This window comes from Streptomyces sp. NPDC088762 (assembly GCF_044750905.1).
In the GTDB taxonomy this organism is placed as follows: domain Bacteria; phylum Actinomycetota; class Actinomycetes; order Streptomycetales; family Streptomycetaceae; genus Streptomyces.
In genome coordinates, this window is the sequence record NZ_JBIVKT010000016.1 from 99,763 (window position 1) to 121,179 (window position 21,417).

21 protein-coding genes, 1 pseudogene and 1 riboswitch are annotated in these 21,417 nt (G+C 72.1%); of the genes and pseudogenes, 7 read left to right on the top strand and 15 right to left on the bottom strand.

Annotated elements, in window-relative coordinates:
• Position 1: 1 nt before the first annotated feature.
• Both ACIP5M_RS28975 and ACIP5M_RS28980 read left to right on the top strand, forming a co-directional pair.
• The gene (locus ACIP5M_RS28975) at positions 2–427 is read left to right on the top strand and encodes a thiol-disulfide oxidoreductase DCC family protein (protein WP_401202172.1); all 426 of its coding nucleotides are present in this window, start codon (positions 2–4) and stop codon (positions 425–427) included.
• A gap of 11 nt (positions 428–438) precedes the next feature.
• On the top strand, positions 439–1,191 hold the full coding sequence (locus tag ACIP5M_RS28980; RefSeq protein ID WP_401202174.1) for a TetR family transcriptional regulator: 753 nt from the start codon (positions 439–441) through the stop codon (positions 1,189–1,191).
• A 58-nt stretch (positions 1,192–1,249) separates the two neighbouring features.
• Here ACIP5M_RS28980 and ACIP5M_RS28985 read toward each other — a convergent pair whose 3' ends face one another.
• On the bottom strand, positions 1,250–2,557 hold the full coding sequence (locus ACIP5M_RS28985; RefSeq protein WP_401202176.1) for a metallophosphoesterase: 1,308 nt from the start codon (positions 2,555–2,557) through the stop codon (positions 1,250–1,252).
• Between the two features lie 128 nt (positions 2,558–2,685).
• A pseudogene (locus ACIP5M_RS28990) lies at positions 2,686–2,916 on the bottom strand (SCO4848 family membrane protein); the annotation flags it as partial.
• Between the two features lie 121 nt (positions 2,917–3,037).
• Here ACIP5M_RS28990 and ACIP5M_RS28995 point away from each other — a divergent pair.
• Positions 3,038–4,309 carry a D-alanyl-D-alanine carboxypeptidase family protein gene (locus tag ACIP5M_RS28995; protein ID WP_401202177.1) on the top strand — a complete coding sequence of 424 codons (1,272 nt, stop codon included), beginning with the start codon at positions 3,038–3,040 and terminating at the stop codon, positions 4,307–4,309.
• Between the two features lie 46 nt (positions 4,310–4,355).
• On the opposite strand, the gene ACIP5M_RS29000 is transcribed toward ACIP5M_RS28995, so the two are convergent.
• The 4 genes from ACIP5M_RS29000 to glyA all read right to left on the bottom strand — a co-directional run bounded on the left by ACIP5M_RS29000 (position 4,356) and on the right by glyA (position 8,820).
• The gene (locus ACIP5M_RS29000) at positions 4,356–5,258 is read right to left on the bottom strand and encodes a YihY/virulence factor BrkB family protein (protein WP_401202179.1); all 903 of its coding nucleotides are present in this window, start codon (positions 5,256–5,258) and stop codon (positions 4,356–4,358) included.
• A gap of 178 nt (positions 5,259–5,436) precedes the next feature.
• Complete coding sequence (locus tag ACIP5M_RS29005; RefSeq protein ID WP_401202181.1) at positions 5,437–6,045, bottom strand: 2'-5' RNA ligase family protein; 609 nt, start codon at positions 6,043–6,045, stop codon at positions 5,437–5,439.
• A gap of 130 nt (positions 6,046–6,175) precedes the next feature.
• Positions 6,176–7,189, bottom strand: coding sequence for a tryptophan--tRNA ligase (gene trpS / locus ACIP5M_RS29010; protein ID WP_401202183.1), 1,014 nt, complete (start codon positions 7,187–7,189; stop codon positions 6,176–6,178).
• 365 nt (positions 7,190–7,554) lie between these two features.
• Complete coding sequence (gene glyA, locus ACIP5M_RS29015; protein WP_401202185.1) at positions 7,555–8,820, bottom strand: serine hydroxymethyltransferase; 1,266 nt, start codon at positions 8,818–8,820, stop codon at positions 7,555–7,557.
• 35 nt (positions 8,821–8,855) lie between these two features.
• Positions 8,856–8,946, bottom strand: a riboswitch (ZMP/ZTP riboswitch).
• Positions 8,947–9,055: 109 nt separating this feature from the next.
• Between glyA and rocD the strand changes: the two genes are divergently transcribed.
• The gene (rocD, locus tag ACIP5M_RS29020; protein ID WP_401202187.1) at positions 9,056–10,261 is read left to right on the top strand and encodes an ornithine--oxo-acid transaminase; all 1,206 of its coding nucleotides are present in this window, start codon (positions 9,056–9,058) and stop codon (positions 10,259–10,261) included.
• Between the two features lie 162 nt (positions 10,262–10,423).
• Here rocD and ACIP5M_RS29025 read toward each other — a convergent pair whose 3' ends face one another.
• Positions 10,424–11,614 (bottom strand): glutathionylspermidine synthase family protein, encoded by a 1,191-nt coding sequence (locus tag ACIP5M_RS29025; RefSeq protein ID WP_401202189.1) that lies wholly within the window; start codon positions 11,612–11,614, stop codon positions 10,424–10,426.
• Between the two features lie 47 nt (positions 11,615–11,661).
• Complete coding sequence (locus ACIP5M_RS29030) at positions 11,662–11,979, bottom strand: hypothetical protein (protein WP_401202190.1); 318 nt, start codon at positions 11,977–11,979, stop codon at positions 11,662–11,664.
• Positions 11,980–12,090: 111 nt separating this feature from the next.
• Between ACIP5M_RS29030 and ACIP5M_RS29035 the strand changes: the two genes are divergently transcribed.
• Positions 12,091–12,912 (top strand): hypothetical protein, encoded by an 822-nt coding sequence (locus ACIP5M_RS29035; RefSeq protein ID WP_401202293.1) that lies wholly within the window; start codon positions 12,091–12,093, stop codon positions 12,910–12,912.
• 67 nt (positions 12,913–12,979) lie between these two features.
• Here ACIP5M_RS29035 and ACIP5M_RS29040 read toward each other — a convergent pair whose 3' ends face one another.
• Together ACIP5M_RS29040 and ACIP5M_RS29045 are read right to left on the bottom strand one after the other, a co-directional pair.
• Positions 12,980–13,372 (bottom strand): nuclear transport factor 2 family protein, encoded by a 393-nt coding sequence (locus tag ACIP5M_RS29040; RefSeq protein WP_401202191.1) that lies wholly within the window; start codon positions 13,370–13,372, stop codon positions 12,980–12,982.
• Positions 13,373–13,458: 86 nt separating this feature from the next.
• Entirely contained in the window at positions 13,459–14,853 is a 1,395-nt protein-coding gene (locus ACIP5M_RS29045; RefSeq protein ID WP_401202193.1) for a PLP-dependent aminotransferase family protein, read from the bottom strand.
• Positions 14,854–14,900: 47 nt separating this feature from the next.
• Between ACIP5M_RS29045 and ACIP5M_RS29050 the strand changes: the two genes are divergently transcribed.
• On the top strand, positions 14,901–15,440 hold the full coding sequence (locus tag ACIP5M_RS29050) for a carboxymuconolactone decarboxylase family protein (protein WP_401202195.1): 540 nt from the start codon (positions 14,901–14,903) through the stop codon (positions 15,438–15,440).
• A gap of 95 nt (positions 15,441–15,535) precedes the next feature.
• Here the strand turns inward: ACIP5M_RS29050 and ACIP5M_RS29055 are convergent, their stop codons facing one another.
• The 3 genes from ACIP5M_RS29055 to ACIP5M_RS29065 all read right to left on the bottom strand — a co-directional run bounded on the left by ACIP5M_RS29055 (position 15,536) and on the right by ACIP5M_RS29065 (position 18,079).
• Positions 15,536–16,525: a malate dehydrogenase gene (locus ACIP5M_RS29055; RefSeq protein ID WP_401202196.1), complete on the bottom strand. Its 990-nt coding sequence runs from the start codon at positions 16,523–16,525 to the stop codon at positions 15,536–15,538.
• Between the two features lie 236 nt (positions 16,526–16,761).
• Positions 16,762–17,229: a DUF3017 domain-containing protein gene (locus ACIP5M_RS29060; RefSeq protein ID WP_401202197.1), complete on the bottom strand. Its 468-nt coding sequence runs from the start codon at positions 17,227–17,229 to the stop codon at positions 16,762–16,764.
• Complete coding sequence (locus ACIP5M_RS29065) at positions 17,219–18,079, bottom strand: bifunctional methylenetetrahydrofolate dehydrogenase/methenyltetrahydrofolate cyclohydrolase (protein WP_401202199.1); 861 nt, start codon at positions 18,077–18,079, stop codon at positions 17,219–17,221. Before ACIP5M_RS29065 ends, ACIP5M_RS29060 begins: the two co-directional genes overlap by 11 nt.
• 257 nt (positions 18,080–18,336) lie before the next feature.
• Between ACIP5M_RS29065 and ACIP5M_RS29070 the strand changes: the two genes are divergently transcribed.
• Positions 18,337–18,951 (top strand): hypothetical protein, encoded by a 615-nt coding sequence (locus ACIP5M_RS29070; protein WP_401202201.1) that lies wholly within the window; start codon positions 18,337–18,339, stop codon positions 18,949–18,951.
• Positions 18,952–19,041: 90 nt separating this feature from the next.
• On the opposite strand, the gene purH is transcribed toward ACIP5M_RS29070, so the two are convergent.
• Together purH and purN are read right to left on the bottom strand one after the other, a co-directional pair.
• On the bottom strand, positions 19,042–20,637 hold the full coding sequence (purH, locus tag ACIP5M_RS29075; protein ID WP_401202203.1) for a bifunctional phosphoribosylaminoimidazolecarboxamide formyltransferase/IMP cyclohydrolase: 1,596 nt from the start codon (positions 20,635–20,637) through the stop codon (positions 19,042–19,044).
• Complete coding sequence (purN, locus tag ACIP5M_RS29080) at positions 20,634–21,257, bottom strand: phosphoribosylglycinamide formyltransferase (RefSeq protein WP_401202204.1); 624 nt, start codon at positions 21,255–21,257, stop codon at positions 20,634–20,636. The genes purH and purN overlap by 4 nt, the downstream gene beginning before the upstream one ends.
• Between the last annotated feature and the right edge of the window lie 160 nt (positions 21,258–21,417).

A 21,417-nucleotide genomic window follows, 5' to 3' on the forward strand; every position in this document is an offset into this window, starting at 1 on the left:
GGTGGCGGTCACCGGGGCAGTGCGGCGGCTGACGGTGCTGTACGACGCGAACTGCCCGCTCTGCGTCCACATCCGGCACTGGCTGCTCGCGCAGCGCTGGTTGGTACCGCTCCGGCTCATCCCCGCCGGCTCCTACGAGGCGCAGCGGCAGTACCCGCGGCTCGACCACGCGGCGACGCTGCGGGAGATCACCGTCATCGGGGACTCGGGGCAGGTGTGGACCGGCACGGACGCGTTCATCGTGTGCCTGTGGGCGCTGGTCGAGCACCGCCCGAAGGCCAACTGGCTCGCCACTGCCGCCGGTCGGCCCTTCGCCCGGGCGGCCATGTACACCGCCTCGAAATGGCGGGAGGCCGTACGGACCGAAGGCGGGCCGCAGGGGCCTGAGGTACCGGCCTGTGACGACCAGTGCTCCGTACCCCGTTAGGCTCGTACACCGTGACTGATCAGAAGGCTCCCAAGAGCGAGCAGACCCGCACGCTCATCCTCGAAACCGCGCTCCGGCTCTTCCAGGAGCGCGGCTTCGACAAGACGACGATGCGGGGTATCGCGAAGGAGGCCGGTGTCTCGGTCGGCAACGCCTACTACTACTTCGAGTCGAAGGAACACCTCGTCCAGGGGTTCTACGACCGGATCGGCGCCGCGCACCAGGCGGCGGTCCGGCCGATCCTGGACAGCGAGACCGATCTGCAGAAGCGGCTCGCCGGCGTGCTGACGAGCTGGATGGACATCGCTGCCCCGTACCACGAGTTCGCCTCCCAGTTCTTCAAGAACGCGGCGGACCCGGAAAGTCCCCTCAGCCCCTTCTCTCCGGAGTCGGAGCCGGCGCGCCAGGCGGCCATCGACATCCACCGCGAGGTGCTGGCCGGGGCGAAGACCAAGGTGCCGGCGGAGCTGGCCGACGTACTGCCGGAGCTGATGTGGCTCTCGCAGATGGGGCTGGTGCTGTACTGGGTGTTCGACCGCTCGCCGAACAGCGAGAAGACGCGGCGGCTCGCGGAGCGCGGCGCGCAGCTGACGACGCGCGGCATCGTGCTGGCCCGGTTCCGGGTGCTGCGGCCGCTGGTGCGCGAGGTGCACGAGCTGTTCGCGGACTTCCTGCCCGGCATGGCCCAGACGGCCACGGCCGGCGCCCGCAAGCGGGCCTCGGACCCGGACCCGGGCCCGGAGACGGACCGCGATCCCGCTTAGGGGGTGCCGGACGTCCCGGGCCCGGCCGTGATCCGGAGGAGACCCCCCGGGAGCCCCGTCAGGCCTGCGGCGAGGCCAGTTCGACCACGGTGATGTCGGACGGCGCGCCGACGCGGACCGGGGGTCCCCAGGCGCCCGCTCCGCGGGACACGTAGAGCTGGGTGTCTCCGTAGCGCTCCAGCCCGGCGACGGTGGGGTTGGCGAGCTCGGCGAGGTAGTTGCCGGGCCAGAGCTGGCCGCCGTGGGTGTGCCCGGAGAGCTGGAGGTCCACGCCGTGCCGGACGGCGTCGTGGATGACGACGGGCTGGTGGGCGAGGAGTACGGCGGCACGGGTCCGGTCGCGGTCTCCGAGGGCGGCCCGGAAGTCGGGGCCGTGGCCCTCGCTCTCCCCCGCGATGTCGTTCACGCCGGCGAGGTCGAAGTGCGGGAGGGAGCGGCGGGCGTTCTCCAGGGGGGTCAGGCCGAGTTCGCGTACGTGGTCGACCCACTGCTGGGCGCCGGAGAAGTACTCGTGGTTCCCGGTGACGAAGTACGAGCCGTGGCGGGCGCTGAGTCGGCGCAGCGGCTCGGCGGCCGGGCCGAGGTCGTGGACGTTGCCGTCGACGAGGTCGCCGACGATGGCGATGAGGTCGGGCTGGGTGCGGTTGACGGTGTCGACGATGCGCTGGGTGTGGGCGCGGCCGAGGACCGGGCCGAGGTGGATGTCGCTGACGACGGCGATCCGGAACCCGTGCGCCGCGCGCGGAAGCTTGGCGAGCGGCACCTGGACGCGGCGGACGCTCGGGCCGCGCAGGACTCCGTAGGTGCCGCCCGCGACGGTCCCGAGGGCCACGGCTGCGGCGGCCCCGCCGACGGTGCGCGCGACGAACCGGCGCCGGGTCAGGCCGGGTGAGGTCACCCCTGGCCTATCGGAGCCCTCCGGGGCGCCGGCGGCGGGGGCGGGCGCGGAGACCGGCGCGAGGTCGGAGCCGGAGCCGGAGGCGGGCTGCATCAGTACCGCCGGCGTGTGCGGCGCGGGGTCCCGGTCCTCCCCCGAGGGGTTCCGGTGGGCCAGACGGCGGAGCAACAGCGCGCGGATCGGCTCGGCGACCAGCATCGTCAGGGTCAGGTACAGGAGTACCGCGAGCCAGAGGTAGCCGGGCCAGGACACCACCTGCTGGACCGGGAACGGGGCGCCCGCGCGGCCCGCGGTCAGTGCGGCCACGGAGAGGAGGGGCAGCACGATGACCGAGACCGTGCCGATGCGGCGGGGCAGGCCACCGGGGGCCGTGGTGTCACGGACCAGGCGGATCCACAGCCAGCGGTGGACCAGCACCAGGAGGGCGAGGACCGCCAGCGCGATCAGTACGACGAGCGCGATCTTCATGTCGCGCTCCCCGCGCCGGAGCCGCTGTCCGCGCCCGTGTCCGTACCCGTGCCCGGGTCCGTGCCCGTACGCGGCTGCGAGCCCGTCCCCGCACCCGCATCCGCATCCGACCCCGTACGTGACGCACGCCGCAGGGCCCGGACCCCGCGCAACCCGATCACGCCGACGGCCGTCCCCAGGAGAAAGGACGTCACCGCGAGTGTCAGGTGCACCCAGAAGTAGGACGTGGGGTCGCCCGCCGCATCAAATGCCAGGCCGCTGCCGTTCTTCCACAGGTTCCGGACGAAAGACACCCAGATGAACCAGCTCCACACTCCGAAGGCGAGCAGGAACCAGGAGGCGGCACGGCTGAGTTTCATGCCCCCAGTATCGGATTCGTCCCCAGGACGGACGCGCGGGGGTGGGCTGTCCCGGCAGTGGTTCTACCGAATGGGCCGGTCCATGACCGCAAACAGCCCATCGGGATGTACTTTCACCTGCGTGTCTGCCAAAAAGACCGCGCTGACGGTCCTTTCCGCCGCGCTGCTGGTCCCCTCCCTCCTCGTGACCTCCGCGCACGCCGCGCCGGCCCCGCCGGCCGACGGAAAGGCGCGGCCCGGCAAGGCCCCGGCGGCACCCGCTCCGCCCGTCTCGATGTCGACGGTCGGCGGTTCGCTCCTCGGGCAGCCGGGCACCCAGGTCAACCTGCTGCCCGGCGCGCCCGCCCTGCCCGCGAACCTCACCGGCCGCTCGTGGATCGTGGCGGACGCCGAGTCCGGGAAGGTGCTGGCGGCGCACAACGCCCACTGGCGGCTGCCCCCGGCCTCGACCATGAAGATGCTCTTCGCGGACACCGTGCTGCCGGGCCTGCCCAAGGACCAGGTGCACAAGGTCACCGAGCAGGACATGGAGGGCGTCGGCCCGGGCAGCAGCCTGGTCGGGGTCAAGGAGGACCTGGAGTACACCGTCCACGACCTGTGGCTGGGGGTGTTCCTGCGGTCGGGGAACGACGCCGTGCACGTCCTGTCGGCGATGAACGGCGGCATCGACAAGACCGTCAAGGACATGCAGGCGCACGCCGAGGAGCTCCAGGCCCTGGACACCCACGTGGTGTCCCCCGACGGGTACGACGCACCGGAGCAGGTGTCGAGCGCGTACGACCTCACCCTGATCGCCCGCTCCGGGCTGCAGAAGAAGGACTTCCGGGAGTACTGCGGCACGGCCGAGGCGAAGTTCCCCGGCCGGCAGGAGGAGGGCAAGCCGCGGGAGTACTTCGAGATCCAGAACACCAACCGGCTGATGACGGGGGCGGGCGGCATCGCCCCGTACAAGGGCATCGCCGGGGTGAAGAACGGCAACACGACGATGGCCGGTGCCACCTTCACCGGTGCGGCGCAGCAGGGTGCCAGGAAGCTGCTCGTCACGGTGATGAACCCGGACGCGGGCGGCGTCAACTCGGTGTACGAGGAGACGGCCGCGCTCTTCGACTGGGGGTTCGCGGCGGCCGGGAAGGTCAAGCCGGTGGGTGAGCTGGTGCCGCCGAAGAGCGCGGACACCTCCTCCGTCGGCTCCCCGGCCCGGTCGCACGAGAACACCCCGTCGGTGGCCGGCAAGGGTTCGGGCGGGCGCGGGGGCGGGATCGGCACCGCGCTCGGTGTCGCGGGCGGCGCGCTGGCGGTGCTGGCGGGCGGCGCGTTCGTGTTCAACCGGCGCTGGCCGCGCGGCCGCCGCAACCGGGCCTGGGACCGGGACCGGGACGAGGAGCTCGTCTGACGGGCGCGGACACCGGGACGGGAAGACCCTCGCCGGCCGGGGATCTTCAGCCGGCCGCCGGCGCCTGTGCCCTTGGTCCACCCGTACGGGAAGCGTCGTCATCGGCGCCCGTGGCCGTCCAGGCCGCGACGAACAGCAGCAGCTTCGCCGTGAAGTTGATCCAGAGCAGCAGGGCGATCGGCGTGCCGAAGGCCCCGTACATGCTCTTCGCGGCGACCTCGCGCATGTAGCCGCTGAGCAGCAGCTTCAGCAGCTCGAAGCCGACGGCGCCGATGAGGGCCGCTTCGAGCAGGCGGCGGCGCGGCGGTTCGACGCCGGGCAGCAGGGTCAGTGCGTAGAGCAGCATCAGGAAGGCGGCCAGGACGCCCACGGCGAAGGCGGCGGCCCGCAGCAGCCCGCCGCCGAGGCCGTGCTGCGGGATGCCCAGCCAGTCGGCGGTCTTGCCCACCGCGCTGGCGCCGAAGATCGACGCCGCGGCGGAGGCCAGGCCCACTCCGCCGAGGCCGAGCAGGACGAGCCCGTCCTTGCCCTTGCGGACGAAGGGGTTCCCCCCGTCCTCGTCGTCCTTCTCCCACACCGCGCGCAGGCAGTCCCGCATCGAGCCCACCCAGCCGATGCCGGTGAAGAGGAGGATCGCGCCGGCGACGAGGCCGACCGTGCCCGCGTTCGCGACGAGCCCGCCGATGTCGAGCTGGTCGGAGATGCCGGGGACCTGTTCGGCGAGGTTCTTCTCCAGCCGGTCCAGCTGTTCCTCGCTGAGCAGCGCCGCGCCCACGGCGGCGGCGACGGTGATCAGCGGGAAGAGGGCGAGGAAGCTGATGAAGGTGATGGCGGCGGCGAGCCGGGTCCAGTGCACGCGGTCGAGGCGCTCGTACGAACGCCAGGCGTGCGTCCGCATCAGACGGGCCACGAGCGGACCGATCACCGGAAGTTTCGTCAGCCAGTCCATGAAGTCACCGTAAATGAGCGGACGGAAATAGCAGGGATTGTCGCTTTCGGGGACTACGGTCGTCGATTGTGACTTTTCGCGAAGGGCTGCCGGTGGGGTGCCCGTTCCACGTCCTGGTCCTGCGCGGGCTCCGCTTCCGCACGCTCCGGGCCTTGTGTCGGGCCCTGCGTCCGCTCCGTCAGGAGTGGCGTACGGAGGGGCGCACGGCCGCTTCCGCCGCGGCGTCGGTGAGCGAGCCGGGCTGGGCGGGGACGCCGGTGGTACCGGCCCCGAAGGGGTATTCGCGCAGCTTGCGCCAGACCCCGTCCGAGCCCTGTTCGTAGAGCGCGAAGCCGTCGCAGACCCACTCGGCGGCGTAGTCGGCGAGGGTCGAGAACGCCAGGTCCATCGCTTCCTCGGAGATCCCGTGGGCGACGGTGACGTGGGGGTGGTACGGGAACGCCAGCTCGCGGTCGAGCGGTCCCGCGGGGTCCCGGATCTCGGACTGGAGCCGGGTGCAGCCGGCGCCGCCCTCGACGACCTGTACGAAGACGACCGGCGAGAGGGGGCGGAAGGTTCCCGTCCCGGCCAGCCGCATGCCGAAGGCGCGGAAGGCGGCGGCGACCTCGGCCAGGTGGGCCCGGATCGCCGGGAGCCGGTCGGCCTCGACCTCGGTGGGCGGGACGAGGGTGACGTGCGTGGGGATGCCGTGCGCGGCGGCGTCCCCGAAGCCGGCGCGCAGCTGCTGGAGCTGGCGGCCGTACGGCTCCGGGACCGCGATCGAAACGCCGAGCGTTACGGTCCCCACGTATCTCTCCTCCGCTTGTGTCTGTGGACTGCCGGCGCGACTGCCGACAGGGAGTGTCGCCCCAGTGTGGGGCCGACACCCCCCGTCTCGCCAGAGCCCTCGGTCGCCAGGTGCCCCGTCAGGGCTTCCGTCAGTGCTTGGCGGGCAGGAAACCGAGGTGGTCGTACGCCTGTGCCAGGGTCTCGGCGGCGACCGCGCGGGCCTTCTCCGCGCCCTTGGCCAGGATGGAGTCCAGCGTCTCGGGGTCGTCCAGGTATTCCTGGGTGCGCTGCTTGAAGGGTGTGACGAAATCGACCATCACGCCGGCCAGGTCGGTCTTCAGCGCGCCGTAGCCCTTGCCCTCGTACTTCGCCTCGAGGGCCGGGACGCTCTCGCCCGTGAGGGTGGAGTAGATCGTGAGCAGGTTGCTGACGCCGGGCTTCTTCTCGGTGTCGAAGCGGACCTCGGCCTCGGTGTCGGTGACCGCGCTCTTGATCTTCTTCTCGGTGACCTTGGGCTCGTCGAGGAGGTTGATCAGGCCCTTGGGGGACGACGCGGACTTGGACATCTTGATCGCCGGGTCCTGGAGGTCGTAGATCTTCGCGACCTCCTTGACGATGTGCGCGGCGGGGAGGGTGAAGGTCTGGCCGAAGCGCTGGTTGAAGCGCTCGGCCAAGTCGCGGGTCAGCTCGATGTGCTGGCGCTGGTCCTCGCCGACGGGGACGGCGTTCGCCTGGTAGAGCAGGATGTCGGCGACCTGGAGGATCGGGTACGTGAAGAGCCCGACGGTGGCGTTGTTGGCGCCCTGCTTGGCGGACTTGTCCTTGAACTGGGTCATCCGGCTGGCCTCGCCGAAGCCGGTGATGCAGTTCATGACCCAGCCGAGCTGCGCGTGCTCGGGCACGTGGCTCTGGATGAAGAGCGTGCAGCGCTCGGGGTCCAGGCCGGCGGCGAGCAGCTGCGCGGCGGAGAGGCGGGTGTTCGCGCGGAGGTCCTTCGGATCCTGCGGCATGGTGATCGCGTGCAGGTCGACGACCATGTAGAAGGCGTCGTGCGTCTCCTGCAGGGCGACGTACTGGCGAATGGCTCCGAGGTAGTTCCCGAGGTGGAACGAACCGGAGGTGGGCTGGATGCCGGAGAGCGCGCGAGGACGATCAGAAGCCATGCCCTCATTCTCTCAGGTGCGGGGGCGGGCTCGGGCCCGCCACTGGCCGGATCCTTCCGGGTCGGCCCCGGCCGGCCCGTGCCCCGTACGGGTACCGAGCAGTAGCGCGGCGTCCGGATCTCGCTTCGGCCGAGCGACCGCTTTGCGCCATGGCCGCCGCCCGGGCCGCGGGCGCCACCGGCGCCGGGCGGCTTCGCTGCAGGTCGCCCTCGAACGCCTGGCGGGCTCGACTGGCGCTGCGCGCAGTCCAAGCCCGCCAGGGGCAGGCGAGAGCGGCCGGAATCCGGCCTCGCCGGCGTTTGAGGCGCGGGGCCTGGGGCGGAGCCCCAGCAGCGGCGCCGCGCCGGTACGACCCGGAAGAACCGCTAGAGGGGGAGGCCCGGGGCCGGGAAGGCGGCCATCAGGGACGCGACCTCCGCGCGGACTGCGGCGAGGGCCGGTTCGTCGGCCTTGGCGGCGGCGTCCACCGAGCGGGCGATCCAGTCCGCCACCAGCGGCATGTGGTCCGTCGACAGGCCCCGCGACGTCAGCGAAGGCGTACCGATGCGGATGCCCGACGGGTCGAACGGCTTGCGCGGGTCGAACGGCACCGTGTTGTAGTTCACCACGATCCCCGCGCGGTCCAGCGCCTTGGCGGCCACCTTGCCCGGCACGTCCCGCGAGGTCAGGTCCATCAGGATCAGGTGGTTGTCCGTACCGCCCGAGACCAGGTCGAAGCCCCGCGCCAGCAGCGCCTCCGCCAGCGCCTTGGCGTTCGCGACGACCGCGTGCGCGTAGGCGGTGAAGGACGGCTGCGCCGCCTCGTGGAGGGCCACCGCGATGCCGGCGGTCGTCTGGTTGTGCGGGCCGCCCTGGAGGCCCGGGAAGACCGCCTTGTCGATGGCCTTCGCGTGCTCCTCCCGGCACATCAGCATCGCGCCACGCGGTCCCCGCAGGGTCTTGTGGGTGGTGGTCGAGACGACGTCCACGTGACCCACCGGGGACGGGTGGGCCCCGCCCGCGATCAGGCCGGCGATGTGGGCCACGTCCGCGACGAGGATCGAGCCCGCCTCCTCGGCGATCGACGCGAAGGCCGCGAAGTCGATCGTGCGGGGCAGCGCCGTGCCGCCGCAGAAGATCAGCTTGGGGCGTTCCGCCAGGGCCAGGTCGCGCACCGCGTCGTAGTCGATCAGGCCGGTGCCGGGCTGGACCCCGTACTGCACGCCCCGGAACCAGGAGCCCGTCGCCGAGACGCCCCAGCCGTGGGTGAGGTGCCCGCCCATCGGCAGTGCCATGCCCATGACCGTGTCGCCCGGCTTCGCGAACGCCAGGTACACCGCCAGGTTGGCCGGCGAGCCGGAGTACGGCTGCACGTTCGCGTGGTCCACCCCGAACAGGCCCTTGGCCCGCTCGACCGCCAGCGCCTCGACGCGGTCGATGTTCTGCTGGCCCTCGTAGTAGCGGCGGCCGGGGTAGCCCTCGCTGTACTTGTTCTGCAGGACCGTGCCGGAGGCTTCGAGCACGGCCGCGGACACGTAGTTCTCGCTGGGGATCAGGCGCAGGGTCTGGGCCTGGAGTGTTTCTTCCGCCGCGACGAAGGACGCCAGTTCGGGGTCGGTCGCGAAGAGGGCGGGGTGGCGGCGCGCGGTCATGGCGGCTCCTCCGGGGTCGATGTCAGATCTCGTCCCCGCGAGGCCCAGGCGAGCGGCCCTGTGTGCGGTCGTACGCGCACGACTCCCCCGGAGTTCGTTCTCCGTACGCCAGTCGCCGTGCGTACCGGTCACCTTAGCGGGCGCGCCACGAGAAAGGTTTCTCCGCCCTGTATACGAGCGAGGATGGAGGGTGACGCCACCCTCGTCACAGGCCTGACGGACGATCGGAGACCCCGTGTCGACAACTGCTGATGCCATCCGTTCCGCCGACGCGCACAGCGCGCACACCTACCATCCGCTGCCCGTCGTCGTCGCCTCCGCGGAGGGCGCGTGGATGACCGACGTGGAGGGCCGCCGCTATCTGGACATGCTCGCCGGCTATTCGGCGCTCAACTTCGGGCACGGCAACCGCCGCCTGATCGACGCCGCCAAGGCGCAGCTGGAGCTGGTCACGCTCACCTCCCGCGCCTTCTACCACGACCGTTTCGCGGACTTCTGCACCGAACTCGCCGCGCTGTGCGGCAAGGAGATGGTGCTGCCCATGAACACGGGCGCGGAGGCGGTGGAGACGGCCGTGAAGACCGCGCGCAAGTGGGGTTACGAGGTCAAGGGTGTCCCGGACGGCCACGCCAAGATCGTGGTCGCCGCCGACAACTTCCACGGGCGGACCACGACCATCGTCTCCTTCTCCACGGACCACGACGCGCGCGACCACTTCGGTCCGTACACGCCGGGCTTCGAGATCGTCCCGTACGGGGACCTCACCGCGCTCGCGCACGCGGTCACGGAGAACACGGTGGCCGTGCTGCTGGAGCCCATCCAGGGCGAGGCGGGGGTGCTGGTGCCGCCCGCCGGGTACCTGAGGGGCGTACGGGAGCTGACGCGCGAGCGGAACGTGCTCTTCATGGCGGACGAGATCCAGTCGGGGCTCGGGCGCACCGGGCGGACCTTCGCGTGCGAGCACGAGGAGGTCGTGCCGGACGTGTACGTCCTCGGCAAGGCGCTCGGCGGCGGCGTGGTGCCGGTGTCGGCGGTCGTCGCCGACTCGGACGTGCTCGGGGTGTTCCGGGCCGGCGAGCACGGGTCCACCTTCGGCGGGAACCCCCTCGCGTGCGCCGTCGCGCTGGAGGTGATCGCGATGCTCCGGACCGGCGAGTACCAGCAGCGGGCCGCCGAACTCGGCGACCACCTGCACCGGGAGCTGGGCCTGCTGGTCGGCGGGGGCGCGGTTACCGCCGTACGGGGGCGGGGGCTGTGGGCGGGGGTGGACATCGACCCGGCGCACGGGACGGGCCGGGAGATCTCCGAGAAGCTGATGGAGCGGGGGGTGCTGGCGAAGGACACCCACGGGTCGACGATCCGGCTGGCCCCGCCCCTGGTGATCTCCAAGGAGGACCTGGACTGGGGGCTGGACCAGCTGAGGGCGGTGCTCGCCGGCTGACCCCGCCGGTTTCGACGGAGCCGGGTGTGTGGCGGGGCGCCCTCGCAGGGCGCCGAACACACGCCGATGCACTCTCCGGCCCCTGGTCACGTCCGGCGCCCGAGGAGGTGCCCAGGCGCGCCCGGCCCCGTCGAAACCGGCCCGCCAGGACCGGCCCCGGCCCTACAGGATGACGTGGGGCAGGAAACGGGCGTACTCGTCCGTGACCGGACCCGCCGATTCGCGGATGCCCAGCCCCGCCGCCTCGTCCTCGACGACCCACGCGCCGAGCACCACCCGGTTCCCGTCGAAATCGGGCAGCGGTGCGAGGCCCTGGAAGCAGTACCGCTCGTCCTCCTTCGCCACGAACGGCTCGCCGCCCGGTTCGTGGAGGGTGACCCCGGCGCCCTCGCGGCCCAGCAGCGGCTTCGCGGCGTAACCGCCCTCCTCGGCCAGCTCGCGCGGACCGTCGAGGTAGGCGGGCAGCAGGTTCGGGTGCTCCGGGAAGAGTTCCCACAGGATCGCCAGCAGCGCCTTGTTGGACAGCAGCATCTTCCACAGCGGCTCGATCCAGCAGGTGGTGCCGGAGCCGCCGCCGTGGTCGTACGTGCCGAGGACCTGCGGGCCGAACGCGTCGGTGGCCAGCCACTCCCACGGGTAGAGCTTGAAGCAGCCGCGGATGAAGCGCAGCCGGTCGTCGACGAACCGGCCGGAAAGGCTGTCCCAGCCGATCTGCTCCACCGACAGGGCGTGGGTCTCCAGACCGGCCTGCTCGGCGGTCTCCTGGAGGTAGGCGACCGTCATCAGGTCCTCGCCGAGCTCGTCGGTCTCGGAGTGCGCGAAGTGCAGCGGGCCGGGCGGGAGCAGCTCGGCCTGCCGGCGCCAGGCGTCGACGAGGCGCTCGTGGAGGGAGTTCCACTGGTCGGCGCCGGGGAAGCGTTCCTCCATCCAGAACCACTGGGGGCCGGCCGCCTCCACGAGGGAGGTGGGGGTGTCGGCGTTGTACTCCAGCATCTTGGCCGGGCTGCCGGAGCCGTCGTAGCGCAGGTCGAAACGGCCGTAGAGGGAGGGCTGTTCGGCGCGGCGGCGCCAGGACTCGGCGATGAGCGCGGCGAGCTTCGGGTCGGTGATGCCGAGGTCGGCGAAGCGGTCGTGCTCGACGATGTGCCCGGCCGCGGCCAGGCACATGGCGTGCAGCTCCTCGACGACGTTCTCCAGGGCCTCGACCTCGGGGAGGGAGAAGGAGTAGTACGCGCTCTCGTCCCAGTAGGGGCGCAGGGAATCGTCGGGGTAGCGGGTGAGGGGGTAGATCAGGCCCTGCTCCTCGACCGTCTTCTGCCAGTCGGGGCGGGGCTCGATGGTGTGCCGCTTCATGCGTGTGGGGGTTCCCTGGAGTTCGTGGCGCTCGTTCGTGGCGCTCGTCAGCCGCCGCTGGAGCCGGAGCTGCTGTGTCCGCCGATGCCGCCGCGGGTGACGGCGGACTTGTCGAAGCTGCCGCCGGTGACCTTGCCGCGGCTGACGGAGCCGCCGTAGTACCAGGAGCCGCGGCCGCCGCTCTTGCAGTCCTTGTTGTTCAGGTGGTCCAGCGTGGAACGCGACGCGCACCGCTTGTCGGGCTCGTCGCTGCTGCCGCAGGCCACGAGCGTGGCCGCGAGCAGGCCCATGCCGCCGAGGGCCACGGCGCCGGAGCGCATACGGCGCCGGGTGGTGGCGGTGTTGGTGCTGCTGGTGTCGTCCATGTGGCTGCTCCCCCTGGTGGCGTGCTGCCGACAGCCTAGAGCGGGGCACCGGGCCGATGGAATCCGGCCGTGGCGAGCGCGGTGACTTAGAGTCAGTTCGTGCTGATTGGGATGGTTTGCGCGTTGGCGGCGGCGGTCTGCTTCGGTACGGCGTCCGTTCTGCAGGCGGTGGCGGCGCGGGCCGCCGAGCCGGGGACGGGCTCCGGGGTGGACGCGGCGCTGCTGCTGCGGGCGGCGCGGCAGTGGCGGTACCTGGCCGGACTCGGCCTGGACGCGGTCGGTTTCGTCCTCCAGATCATCGCGCTGCGTCACATTCCGATCTACGCGGTGGGGGCCGCGCTCGCCGCGAGCCTGGCGGTGACGGCGGTGGTGGCGGCCAGGCTGTTGCGGGTGCGGCTGTCGGGGATGGAGTGGGGCGCGGTGGGGGTGGTGTGTGCTGGGCTGCTGATGCTGGGGCTGGCGTCCGGGGAGGAGGGCTCGGGGAAGGGGTCGCTCGCCCTGAAGCTGGCGCTGCTGGGGGTGGCGGGGCTGGTGCTGCTCGTCGGCGCGGCGGCGGGCCGGCTCCCGGACCGGCCGCGCGCGCTGGTCCTGGGTTTCGCGGCGGGAACGGGCTTCGGCGTGGTGGAGGTGGCGGTCCGTCTGCTCGACTCCGTCTGGGACGTGGGGAACCCGGCGCTGTACGCGCTGCTGCTGGGCGGGGGCGCGGCCTTCCTGCTCCTCACGTCGGCACTGGCGCGCGGCTCGGTGACGGCGGCGACGGCGGGGCTGGTGCTGGGCGAGACGATCGCCCCGGCGGTGGCGGGGGTGGCCTGGCTCGGCGACCGCACCCGTGAGGGCCTCACCTGGCTGGCGGTGGCCGGCTTCGCGGTGGCGGTGGCCGGCTCCCTGGCCCTGGCCCGCTTCGGCGAACCCCCCGCGGAGCCGCCGCCTTAGGGTGTCCCCGCGCCCGTGCCCCGGGCCCGTGCCCCGGGCCCGGCGGCGGGGCTGGGCGGGCCGGGCGTCAGGGGGTTTTGGCGTAGCCCAGGGCTTCCGTGATGCGGCCGGCACGGATCCGCATCAGGTTGACGCCGAGGACCGACGTCTCCTGGCCGGTGCCGAAGACCGCCTCGCCGTCCGTGAAGACCGCCCGCCACTGGATCACCGCGCGGTCGCCCGCCACGAACACCTCGTACGGCGTGAAGGTGGTCGACCGGTCGGCGGCCAGGTTCTGCCAGAACTCCAGGCAGGCCTCACGGCCCTCGTAGCGCGCGCCCTCGGGGGCCGGCTGGACGCCGACCATCACGCAGTCCTCGGCCACGAGGTCCGTCAGGAGTTCCGGCTCGCGGTCGGTGAAGGCCTTGTTGAAGCGGCTGATCACTTCTGCCGTGTCGAGTTCCGTCACCGTCGTCGTCATCGGGGGTCCCTTCCTCGGCCTGGACGTTGCAGCGATCCTCCCCGCCCGCCCCGGCCCCCTCAATTCCCTCCGGGGAATGGCACCGGCTACGGAAGCGCCGTCGACAGCGCGGCCAGCGTCGGGGCCCACGCGCTGTCCGACGGGGTGCCGTAGCCCACCACCAGCGCCTCGCGCGGCGGAAGGTCCGCCTCCGGGTGGCGGAAGGCGGAGAGGCCCTCCACCGCCAGGTCCTGCCAGGCCGCCGCCTGGATCACCGAGCGCTCCGTGCCCGCCCGGAGGTCCAGTACGGCGTGCAGTCCCGCCGCGATGCCGGAGACGGCCACCCGGCCGGCCAGGGCCGCCACCAGCTCGTCCCGGCGGCGCCGGTAGCGCAGGCGCATGCCGCGCACGTGCCGGTCGTACGCCCCGGAGGTGATGAACTCCGCGAGCGTGAGCTGGTCCAGCGCGCTGGACGTCCAGTCGCCCGGGCCCTTCACGGCCAGCACCTCGTCGAGCAGCCCCGGCGGGACCACCATCCAGCCCATGCGCAGCCCGGGGGCGAGGGACTTGCTCGCGGTGCCGAGGTAGACCACCCGGTCGGGATCCAGCCCCTGCAGTGCGCCGACCGGCTGGCGGTCGTAGCGGAACTCCCCGTCGTAGTCGTCCTCCAGGACCAGCCCGCCCGTGGTCCGGGCCCAGTCCACCACGGCCGCCCGCCGGGCCGGGGACAGGGCGCCCCCGGTCGGGAACTGGTGCGCCGGGGTCAGGAGCACCGCGCCCACCGCCCCGGTCAGTTCCTCCGTACGGGCACCCTCCGCGTCCACGCCCAGCGGCCGCGTCCGCAGGCCCTCCCGTGCCAGCAGGTTGCGGTGGATGCCCAGGCAGTACCCCTCCACCGCCATCTCCCGGACCCGCCGCGCCCGCAGCACCCGGGCCAGCAGCCCCAGCGCGTGGACGAAGCCCGCGCACAGCACGATCCGGTCCGGGTCCGCGTACACCCCGCGGGCCCGAGCCAGGTACCCGGTCAGCGCCTCCCGCAGCTCCGGCCGGCCGCGCCCGTCGGTCGAGTACCCGAAGGCCTCGTTCGGCGCGTCGGTCAGCGCCCGCCGGGCCGCCGACAGCCACGCCGCGCGCGGGAAGCCGCCCACGTCGGGGGAGCCGGGCTGCAGGCTGTACGAGGCCCCCCGGCGCACGGGGTGCCGTACCCGGGCCGCCGCCGCGGGCTTGCGCGGCCGGGCCCGTTCGGCGACCCGGGTGCCCGAGCCCTGTCGGGCCGTCAGCCAGCCCTCGGCGACGAGTTCGGCGTAGGCCTCCGCGACCGTGTTGCGGGCGATCCCCAGATCGGCGGCGAGCGAGCGGGAGGAAGGCAGCCTCGTCCCGGCGGCCAGCCGCCCGCTGCGCGCGGCCTCGCGCAGCGCCTCGGTGAGCCCGGCCCGCAGACCGCGGCCGGCGGAGAGGTCGAGATGGAGGTCGGCGCCGAAAGTGGCCCAGGAATCCGTCATGGATATGGACCATATCGGCGGTCCGGTTCCCTCCTACGGTGGGACGCATGACGACCACGAACGTGCAGCAGCAGACCCACCGCCACAGCCACTCCGACGCCGGTTCCCACGCCCCCGAACACACCCCCCGCCTGCAGTGGGCGAAGCTCGCCCCCGAGGTCTACAAGGCGGTCACGGCACTGGAGATCGCCTCCACGAAGGGCCTGGACCCGGCCCTCGTCGAGCTCGTCAAGCTCCGTGCCTCGCAGCTCAACCACTGCGCCTTCTGCATCGACATGCACTCCAAGGACGCGATCGCCGCCGGCGAGAGCGTGGAGCGGATCGTGCTGCTGGGCGCGTGGGAGGAGTCCCGGCACTTCTACACCGAGAAGGAGCTCGCCGCGATCGAGCTCACCGAGGCGGTCACCGTCCTCACCGACGGGTTCGTGCCCGACGAGGTCTACGAGAAGGCCGCCCGGCACTTCGAGGAGCGCGAGCTGACCCAGCTGATCGCGGTCATCGCGACGATCAACGTCTGGAACCGCTTCGGCGTCACCACCCGCATGGTGCCGGGGCACTACACCCCGGGGATGTACAAGCAGGGCTGAGCACGCCGAAAGGCCCCGGCGCACCATGCGCCGGGGCCTTTCGGGACAGCGGATCAGGCCGGAGCGGCCGGATCGGACCGATCACATCCGAGGGGTCAGATGAGGCCGAGCTCGCGGACCGCGTCGCGCTCCTCCGACAGCTCCTGCACGGAGGCGTCGATGCGGGTGCGGGAGAACTCGTTGATGTCCAGGCCCTGGACGATCTCGTACTTGCCGTCCTTGCAGGTGACGGGGAAGGAGGAGATCAGGCCCTCCGGGACGCCGTAGGAGCCGTCCGACGGGATGCCCATCGAGGTCCAGTCGCCCGCGGCGGTGCCGTTGACCCACGTGTGGACGTGGTCGATGGCGGCGTTCGCGGCGGAGGCGGCCGAGGACGCGCCACGGGCCTCGATGATCGCGGCGCCGCGCTTGGCGACGGTCGGGATGAAGGTGTCGGCGAGCCACTGCTCGTCGCTGACGACCTCGGCGGCGTTCTTGCCGGCGATCTCCGCGTGGAAGATGTCCGGGTACTGGGTAGCCGAGTGGTTGCCCCAGATGGTGAGGCGCTTGATGTCGGAGACGGCGGCGCCGGTCTTGGCGGCCAGCTGCGAGATCGCGCGGTTGTGGTCCAGGCGGGTCATCGCGGTGAAGCGCTCGGCCGGTACGTCCGGGGCGGCGGCCTGCGCGATGAGCGCGTTGGTGTTGGCCGGGTTGCCCACGACCAGGACCTTGATGTCGTCCGCGGCGTGCGCGTTGATCGCGGCGCCCTGCGGCTTGAAGATGCCGCCGTTGGCGGAGAGCAGGTCACCGCGCTCCATGCCCTTGGTGCGCGGGCGGGCGCCGACGAGCAGCGCGACGTTCGCACCCTCGAAGCCCTTGTTCGGGTCGTCGAAGATGTCGATGCCGGCGAGCAGCGGGAAGGCGCAGTCGTCGAGCTCCATGGCGGTGCCCTCGGCGGCCTTCATCCCCTGGGGGATCTCCAGGAGCCGGAGCTTGACCGGCACGTCCGCGCCGAGCAGGTGACCGGAGGCGATGCGGAAGAGCAGCGCGTAGCCGATCTGGCCGGCGGCGCCGGTGACGGTGACATTCACAGGAGTGCGGGTCATGGCCTTCTCCGTTAGACAGCTGGCGGTGGGGCGTCCCTGCCCCATGTGCTGGACGGACGCCGCTTCCGGGCACATCTTGATGTGAAGAGACATCCGCGGTCAGGCTATCCGACCCCGGAGGGGCCGAATCCCCGGGTCCGTGTGGCACGTCGCACACGGCGCCGGGAGTTCGAAGGCGAACGGGCCGTGAGCGCCGACGAATCGGTCGGCAGCCCGGGCCCGTCCCTTGAGCCGGTCTAGCGAACGGTGAAGCGGACCGCAGATTCCAGGAAGGGGATCTCCAGCCACGGCTTGGGTTCCATCACCAGCGCGAGCAGCGTGATCGCCACGCCCAGCACCCCGTACGTGACCATGTCCGTGAAGCGGGAGCGCACCGCGAGCATGCCCACCGAAGGCAGTGCGCGCCGCAGCGCGGAGGCCGCGATCAGGGCCAGCCCGATCAGCAGGCAGCCGAACTTCGGGTGCCCCAGCGCCGTGGCCAGCAGCCCGGCCGCGGTCGCGGTGAGCACGGCGAGCATCGGCCACTGCCGTACAGGCGTGGACACGGCCCCGGGGACGGCACGGCCGCTGCCCTCGGGGCGGGCCGTGTCCCGGGTGATGGACGGGAAGCGGCGGGACCGGGGCGCCTGCGCCTCCGGCGGGCCCGCCGGGCCGGCCTGCTCGGCGGCGCCGGCGGCGTCGGCCGCGTCGGATTCAGCCCGCACTGGTGGTCCGTTCGGCCGCCTCGACGACGTTGACGAGCAGCTGGGCCCGGGTCATCGGGCCGACGCCGCCCGGGTTCGGGGAGATCCAGGCGGCCACCTCCGCGACGCCCGGGTGCACGTCGCCGACGATCTTGCCCTTCTCGTCGCGGCTGACGCCCACGTCGAGCACGGCCGCGCCCGGCTTCACGTCCTCCGGCTTGACCAGGTGCGGGACACCGGCCGCCGCGACGACGATGTCCGCCTGGCGGAGCAGGCCCGACAGGTCGCGCGTACCGGTGTGGCAGAGCGTCACCGTGGCGTTCTCGGACTTGCGGGTCAGCAGCAGCCCGATGGAGCGTCCGACGGTGATGCCGCGGCCGAGGACGACGACGTGGGCGCCGTTGATCTCGACGTCGTGGTGGCGCAGCAGTTCGACGATGCCGTACGGGGTGCAGGGCAGCGGACCCGGCTCGTTCAGCACCAGCCGGCCGAGCGACATGGGGTGCAGGCCGTCGGCGTCCTTGAGCGGATCCATCAGCTCCAGGACCCGGTTGGTGTCGATTCCCTTGGGGAGGGGGAGTTGGACGATGTAGCCCGTGCACTCCGGGTTGTCGTTGAGTTCCCGTACAACCGCCTCGATGTCCTCCTGGGAGGCGGTCTCGGGCAGTTCGCGCTGGATGGAGGCGATGCCGACCTCGGCACAGTCCTTGTGCTTGCCGTTGACGTACCAGCGGCTGCCCGGATCGTCGCCGACCAGCAGGGTGCCGAGGCCGGGGGTGATGCCCCGGGCCTTCAGCGCCGCCACCCGGGCGGTCAGTTCGGACTTGATCGCGGCTGCGGTGGCCTTGCCATCGAGAATCTGGGCGGTCATGTACCCATCCTCCCGGATGGAGCGGCCCCGATTCCAGTCACGGACCCGGACGGGGCGCTCGCGCGTGCGCGCGGTTCATTGCACTTGCACAACAAGTGACGGCCCCCATCGCAACCAACTGGACAAGCACTTGCGTGTCCGAGGACGATGCAAGGACAGAGTGCCGCGGGCAGTGCCGGGGGGCGGACCGCAAAGATGCAGATTTCCTCCGTGCGTTTGCCGTGCGTCCCCGCACTTCCACGGAGGAACACCCCAAGATGAGCTTCGGCGACCCGAACAACCCGTACGGCCAGCAGCCCCAGGCCCCGCAGGGCCAGCCCGGCTACGGCTACCCGCAGCAGCCCCCGCAGGGCGTCCCGCCGCAGGGTGGCTACGCCTACCCGCAGCAGGCCCCGCAGGGCTACCCGGGCGGCCCGGCCGGCTACCCCGGCGGCTACCCGGGCATGCCCATGGAGATGCCCGGTCTGGTGAAGACCGCTCGCGTGCTGCTCTTCATCGTCGGCGGCCTGCAGCTCATCGTCGGCATCGTCGCCCTGATCGGCGGTGCGGCGCTGTCCACCACGGACAGCGGCGCCGCCGGTGACGTCGTCGGTGGCGTCGTCCTGGCGCTCGGCCTCTTCGTCCTCGCGCTCGGCGTGCTGGCCATCATCCTCGGCGTCAAGTACGCCAAGGGTGGCAACGGCGTCCGCATCACCTCGATCGTCTACGCCTCGCTGTCGATCCTGGGCGGCCTCGCCAACTTCGCCAACACGTCCGCGAACGGCGCCAACGGTGCCGCCAGCGGCATCGTCGGCCTGGCCATCGGCGGCCTCATCCTCGCCGCCATGGTCAGCTCGCCCGGCGCCGCCTGGTTCAAGCGCCCGCGCTACTGATCCTCGTACGGCACGTACGACACCTACGGCGAAGGCCGCGACCCGCAGTGCGCGGGACGCGGCCTTCGCCGTGTACGGGAGGTGCGGTGCTCAGTGGAAGAAGTGCCGGGTCCCGGTGAAGTACATCGTCACGCCGGCCTTCTTCGCGGCCTCGACGACCTGCTCGTCGCGCACGGAACCACCCGGCTGGACCACGGCCTTGATACCGGCCGCCGTCAGGATCTCCAGCCCGTCCGGGAAGGGGAAGAAGGCGTCGGACGCGGCGTACGAGCCCTGCGCGCGCTCGGCACCCGCCCGCTCGACGGCGAGCTTCGCCGAGTCGACGCGGTTGACCTGACCCATGCCGACGCCGACCGAGGCGCCGTCCTTGGCGAGCAGGATCGCGTTGGACTTGACGGCCCGGCAGGCCTTCCACGCGAAGACCAGCTCGGCGAGCTCCTCGGCGGACAGGGCGTCGCCGGTGGCGAGGGTCCAGTTGGCCGGGTCGTCGCCCTCGGCCTGGAAGACGTCGCTCTGCTGGAGCAGCGCGCCGCCCGAGATGGGCTTGAGGTCGCCCGGCTGGTGCGGGGTCCCGTCCACCTTCAGGACGCGGATGTTCTTCTTCTTGGCCAGGATCTCGACCGCGCCGTCCTCGTAGGCGGGGGCGGCGATGACCTCGGTGAAGATCTCCGCGACCTGCTCGGCGAGCTCGACGGTCACCGGGCGGTTGACGGCGATGACGCCGCCGAAGGCCGACAGCGGGTCGCAGGCGTGCGCCTTGCGGTGCGCGGCGGCGACGTCCGTGGCGTCCACGGCGATGCCGCACGGGTTGGCGTGCTTGATGATCGCGACGCAGGGCTCTTCGTGGTCGTAGGCGGCGCGGCGGGCGGCCTCGGTGTCCACGTAGTTGTTGAAGGACATCTCCTTGCCGTGCAGCTGCTCGGCGTTGGCGAGCCCGCCCGGCTGCCCGTCCGTGTAGAGGGCGGCGGCCTGGTGCGGGTTCTCGCCGTACCGGAGGGTGGACTTGCGCTCCCACGCGCCCGCGAGGAACTCGGGCAGGACGGCGCCCTCTTCCGGCGCGTACGCGTTCGTGAACCAGGAGGCCACGGCGACGTCGTAGGCGGCGGTGTGCTGGAAGGCCTCGGCCGCCAGGCGCTTGCGGGCGGTCAGGTCGAAGCCGCCGCCCTGGGCCGCGGCGAGCACGTCCGCGTACCGCTCGGGGCTGGTCACGACCGCGACCGACGGGTGGTTCTTGGCGGCCGCGCGGACCATGGAGGGGCCGCCGATGTCGATCTGCTCCACGCACTCGTCCTCGGTGGCACCCGACTGGACGGTGGCCAGGAAGGGGTAGAGGTTGACGACCACGAGGTCGAAGGGCTCGACGCCCAGCTCGGCGAGCTGCCGCTGGTGGTCTTCCAGGCGCAGGTCGGCGAGGATGCCGGCGTGCACGCGCGGGTGCAGGGTCTTGACCCGGCCGTCCAGGCACTCGGGGAAGCCGGTCAGCTCCTCGACCTTGGTGACGGGCACCCCGGCCGCGGCGATCTTCGAAGCGGTGGAGCCGGTGGAGACGAGCGCCACGCCCGCCTCGTGCAGGCCGCGGGCCAGCTCTTCCAGTCCCGTCTTGTCGTAGACGCTGATGAGCGCACGCCGGATCGGCCGCCGGTTCGTGGTCGGGTCGTTGCTCGCTGCGGTGTCTGCGGCGGTCACTGGATTGTTACCTTTCGTCCCTCAATGCGGTAGCCGTGCCGGGCCAGGCGCCCCACGACGTCGACGAGCAGCTGTCGCTCGACTTCCTTGATGCGCTCATGGAGAGCGGCTTCGTCGTCCTCGTCCCGGATCTCGACCACACCCTGGGCGATGATCGGACCGGTGTCCACGCCGGAGTCCACGAAGTGGACCGTGCAGCCGGTGACCTTCGCGCCGTAGGCGAGCGCGTCCCGTACGCCGTGCGCGCCGGGGAAGGCGGGGAGGAGGGCGGGGTGGGTGTTGATGAACCGTCCGCCGAAGCGGTCGATGAACGCCTTGCCCACGATCTTCATGAACCCGGCCGACACGACGAGGTCCGGCGCGTGGGCGGCGGTCGCCTCGGTGAGCGCGGCGTCCCACTGCTCGCGGCTCGCGTGGTCCTTCACCGAGCACACGAAGGTGGGGATCCCCGCCTTCTCGGCCCGCTCCAGGCCGACGATGCCCTCGCGGTCGGCCCCCACGGCGACGACTTCGGCGCCGAAGCCCTCGGGTCCGCCGGGGTGGGCGTCGATGGCGTCGAGCAGGGCCTGGAGGTTGGTGCCGGAACCGGAGACCAGCACGACCAGGCGGGAGGCGGCCATGGGGGCCCTTTCTCGCGGGAAATACGGTGTTCGTCTTGTGCGGTCATACGAAACTTCGGGGTACCGATATACGGGGAACCATACGAAGCCACCGACCGCCTGCAACGATACCGGCACACCGGACGGCCCCCGAGGTACGGGGGGACGGCCGAGGGGTAGC

What these genes read in the sequence shown, in the direction of transcription:
- ACIP5M_RS29040 (WP_401202191.1), bottom strand. Translation starts at nt 13,372, where the DNA reads ATGACGACGACGGTGACGGAACTCGACACGGCAGAAGTGATCAGCCGC.
- glyA (WP_401202185.1), bottom strand. Translation starts at nt 8,820, where the DNA reads ATGACCGCGCGCCGCCACCCCGCCCTCTTCGCGACCGACCCCGAACTG.
- trpS (WP_401202183.1), bottom strand. Translation starts at nt 7,189, where the DNA reads ATGGCTTCTGATCGTCCTCGCGCGCTCTCCGGCATCCAGCCCACCTCC.
- ACIP5M_RS28985 (WP_401202176.1), bottom strand. Translation starts at nt 2,557, where the DNA reads ATGAAGATCGCGCTCGTCGTACTGATCGCGCTGGCGGTCCTCGCCCTC.
- purN (WP_401202204.1), bottom strand. Translation starts at nt 21,257, where the DNA reads ATGGCCGCCTCCCGCCTGGTCGTGCTGGTCTCCGGTTCCGGCACCAAC.
- ACIP5M_RS29035 (WP_401202293.1), top strand. Translation starts at nt 12,091, where the DNA reads ATGGTTTGCGCGTTGGCGGCGGCGGTCTGCTTCGGTACGGCGTCCGTT.
- ACIP5M_RS29055 (WP_401202196.1), bottom strand. Translation starts at nt 16,525, where the DNA reads ATGACCCGCACTCCTGTGAATGTCACCGTCACCGGCGCCGCCGGCCAG.
- ACIP5M_RS29000 (WP_401202179.1), bottom strand. Translation starts at nt 5,258, where the DNA reads ATGGACTGGCTGACGAAACTTCCGGTGATCGGTCCGCTCGTGGCCCGT.
- ACIP5M_RS29045 (WP_401202193.1), bottom strand. Translation starts at nt 14,853, where the DNA reads ATGACGGATTCCTGGGCCACTTTCGGCGCCGACCTCCATCTCGACCTC.
- ACIP5M_RS29050 (WP_401202195.1), top strand. Translation starts at nt 14,901, where the DNA reads ATGACGACCACGAACGTGCAGCAGCAGACCCACCGCCACAGCCACTCC.
- ACIP5M_RS29065 (WP_401202199.1), bottom strand. Translation starts at nt 18,079, where the DNA reads ATGACCGCCCAGATTCTCGATGGCAAGGCCACCGCAGCCGCGATCAAG.
- ACIP5M_RS29030 (WP_401202190.1), bottom strand. Translation starts at nt 11,979, where the DNA reads ATGGACGACACCAGCAGCACCAACACCGCCACCACCCGGCGCCGTATG.
- ACIP5M_RS29070 (WP_401202201.1), top strand. Translation starts at nt 18,337, where the DNA reads ATGAGCTTCGGCGACCCGAACAACCCGTACGGCCAGCAGCCCCAGGCC.
- ACIP5M_RS29025 (WP_401202189.1), bottom strand. Translation starts at nt 11,614, where the DNA reads ATGAAGCGGCACACCATCGAGCCCCGCCCCGACTGGCAGAAGACGGTC.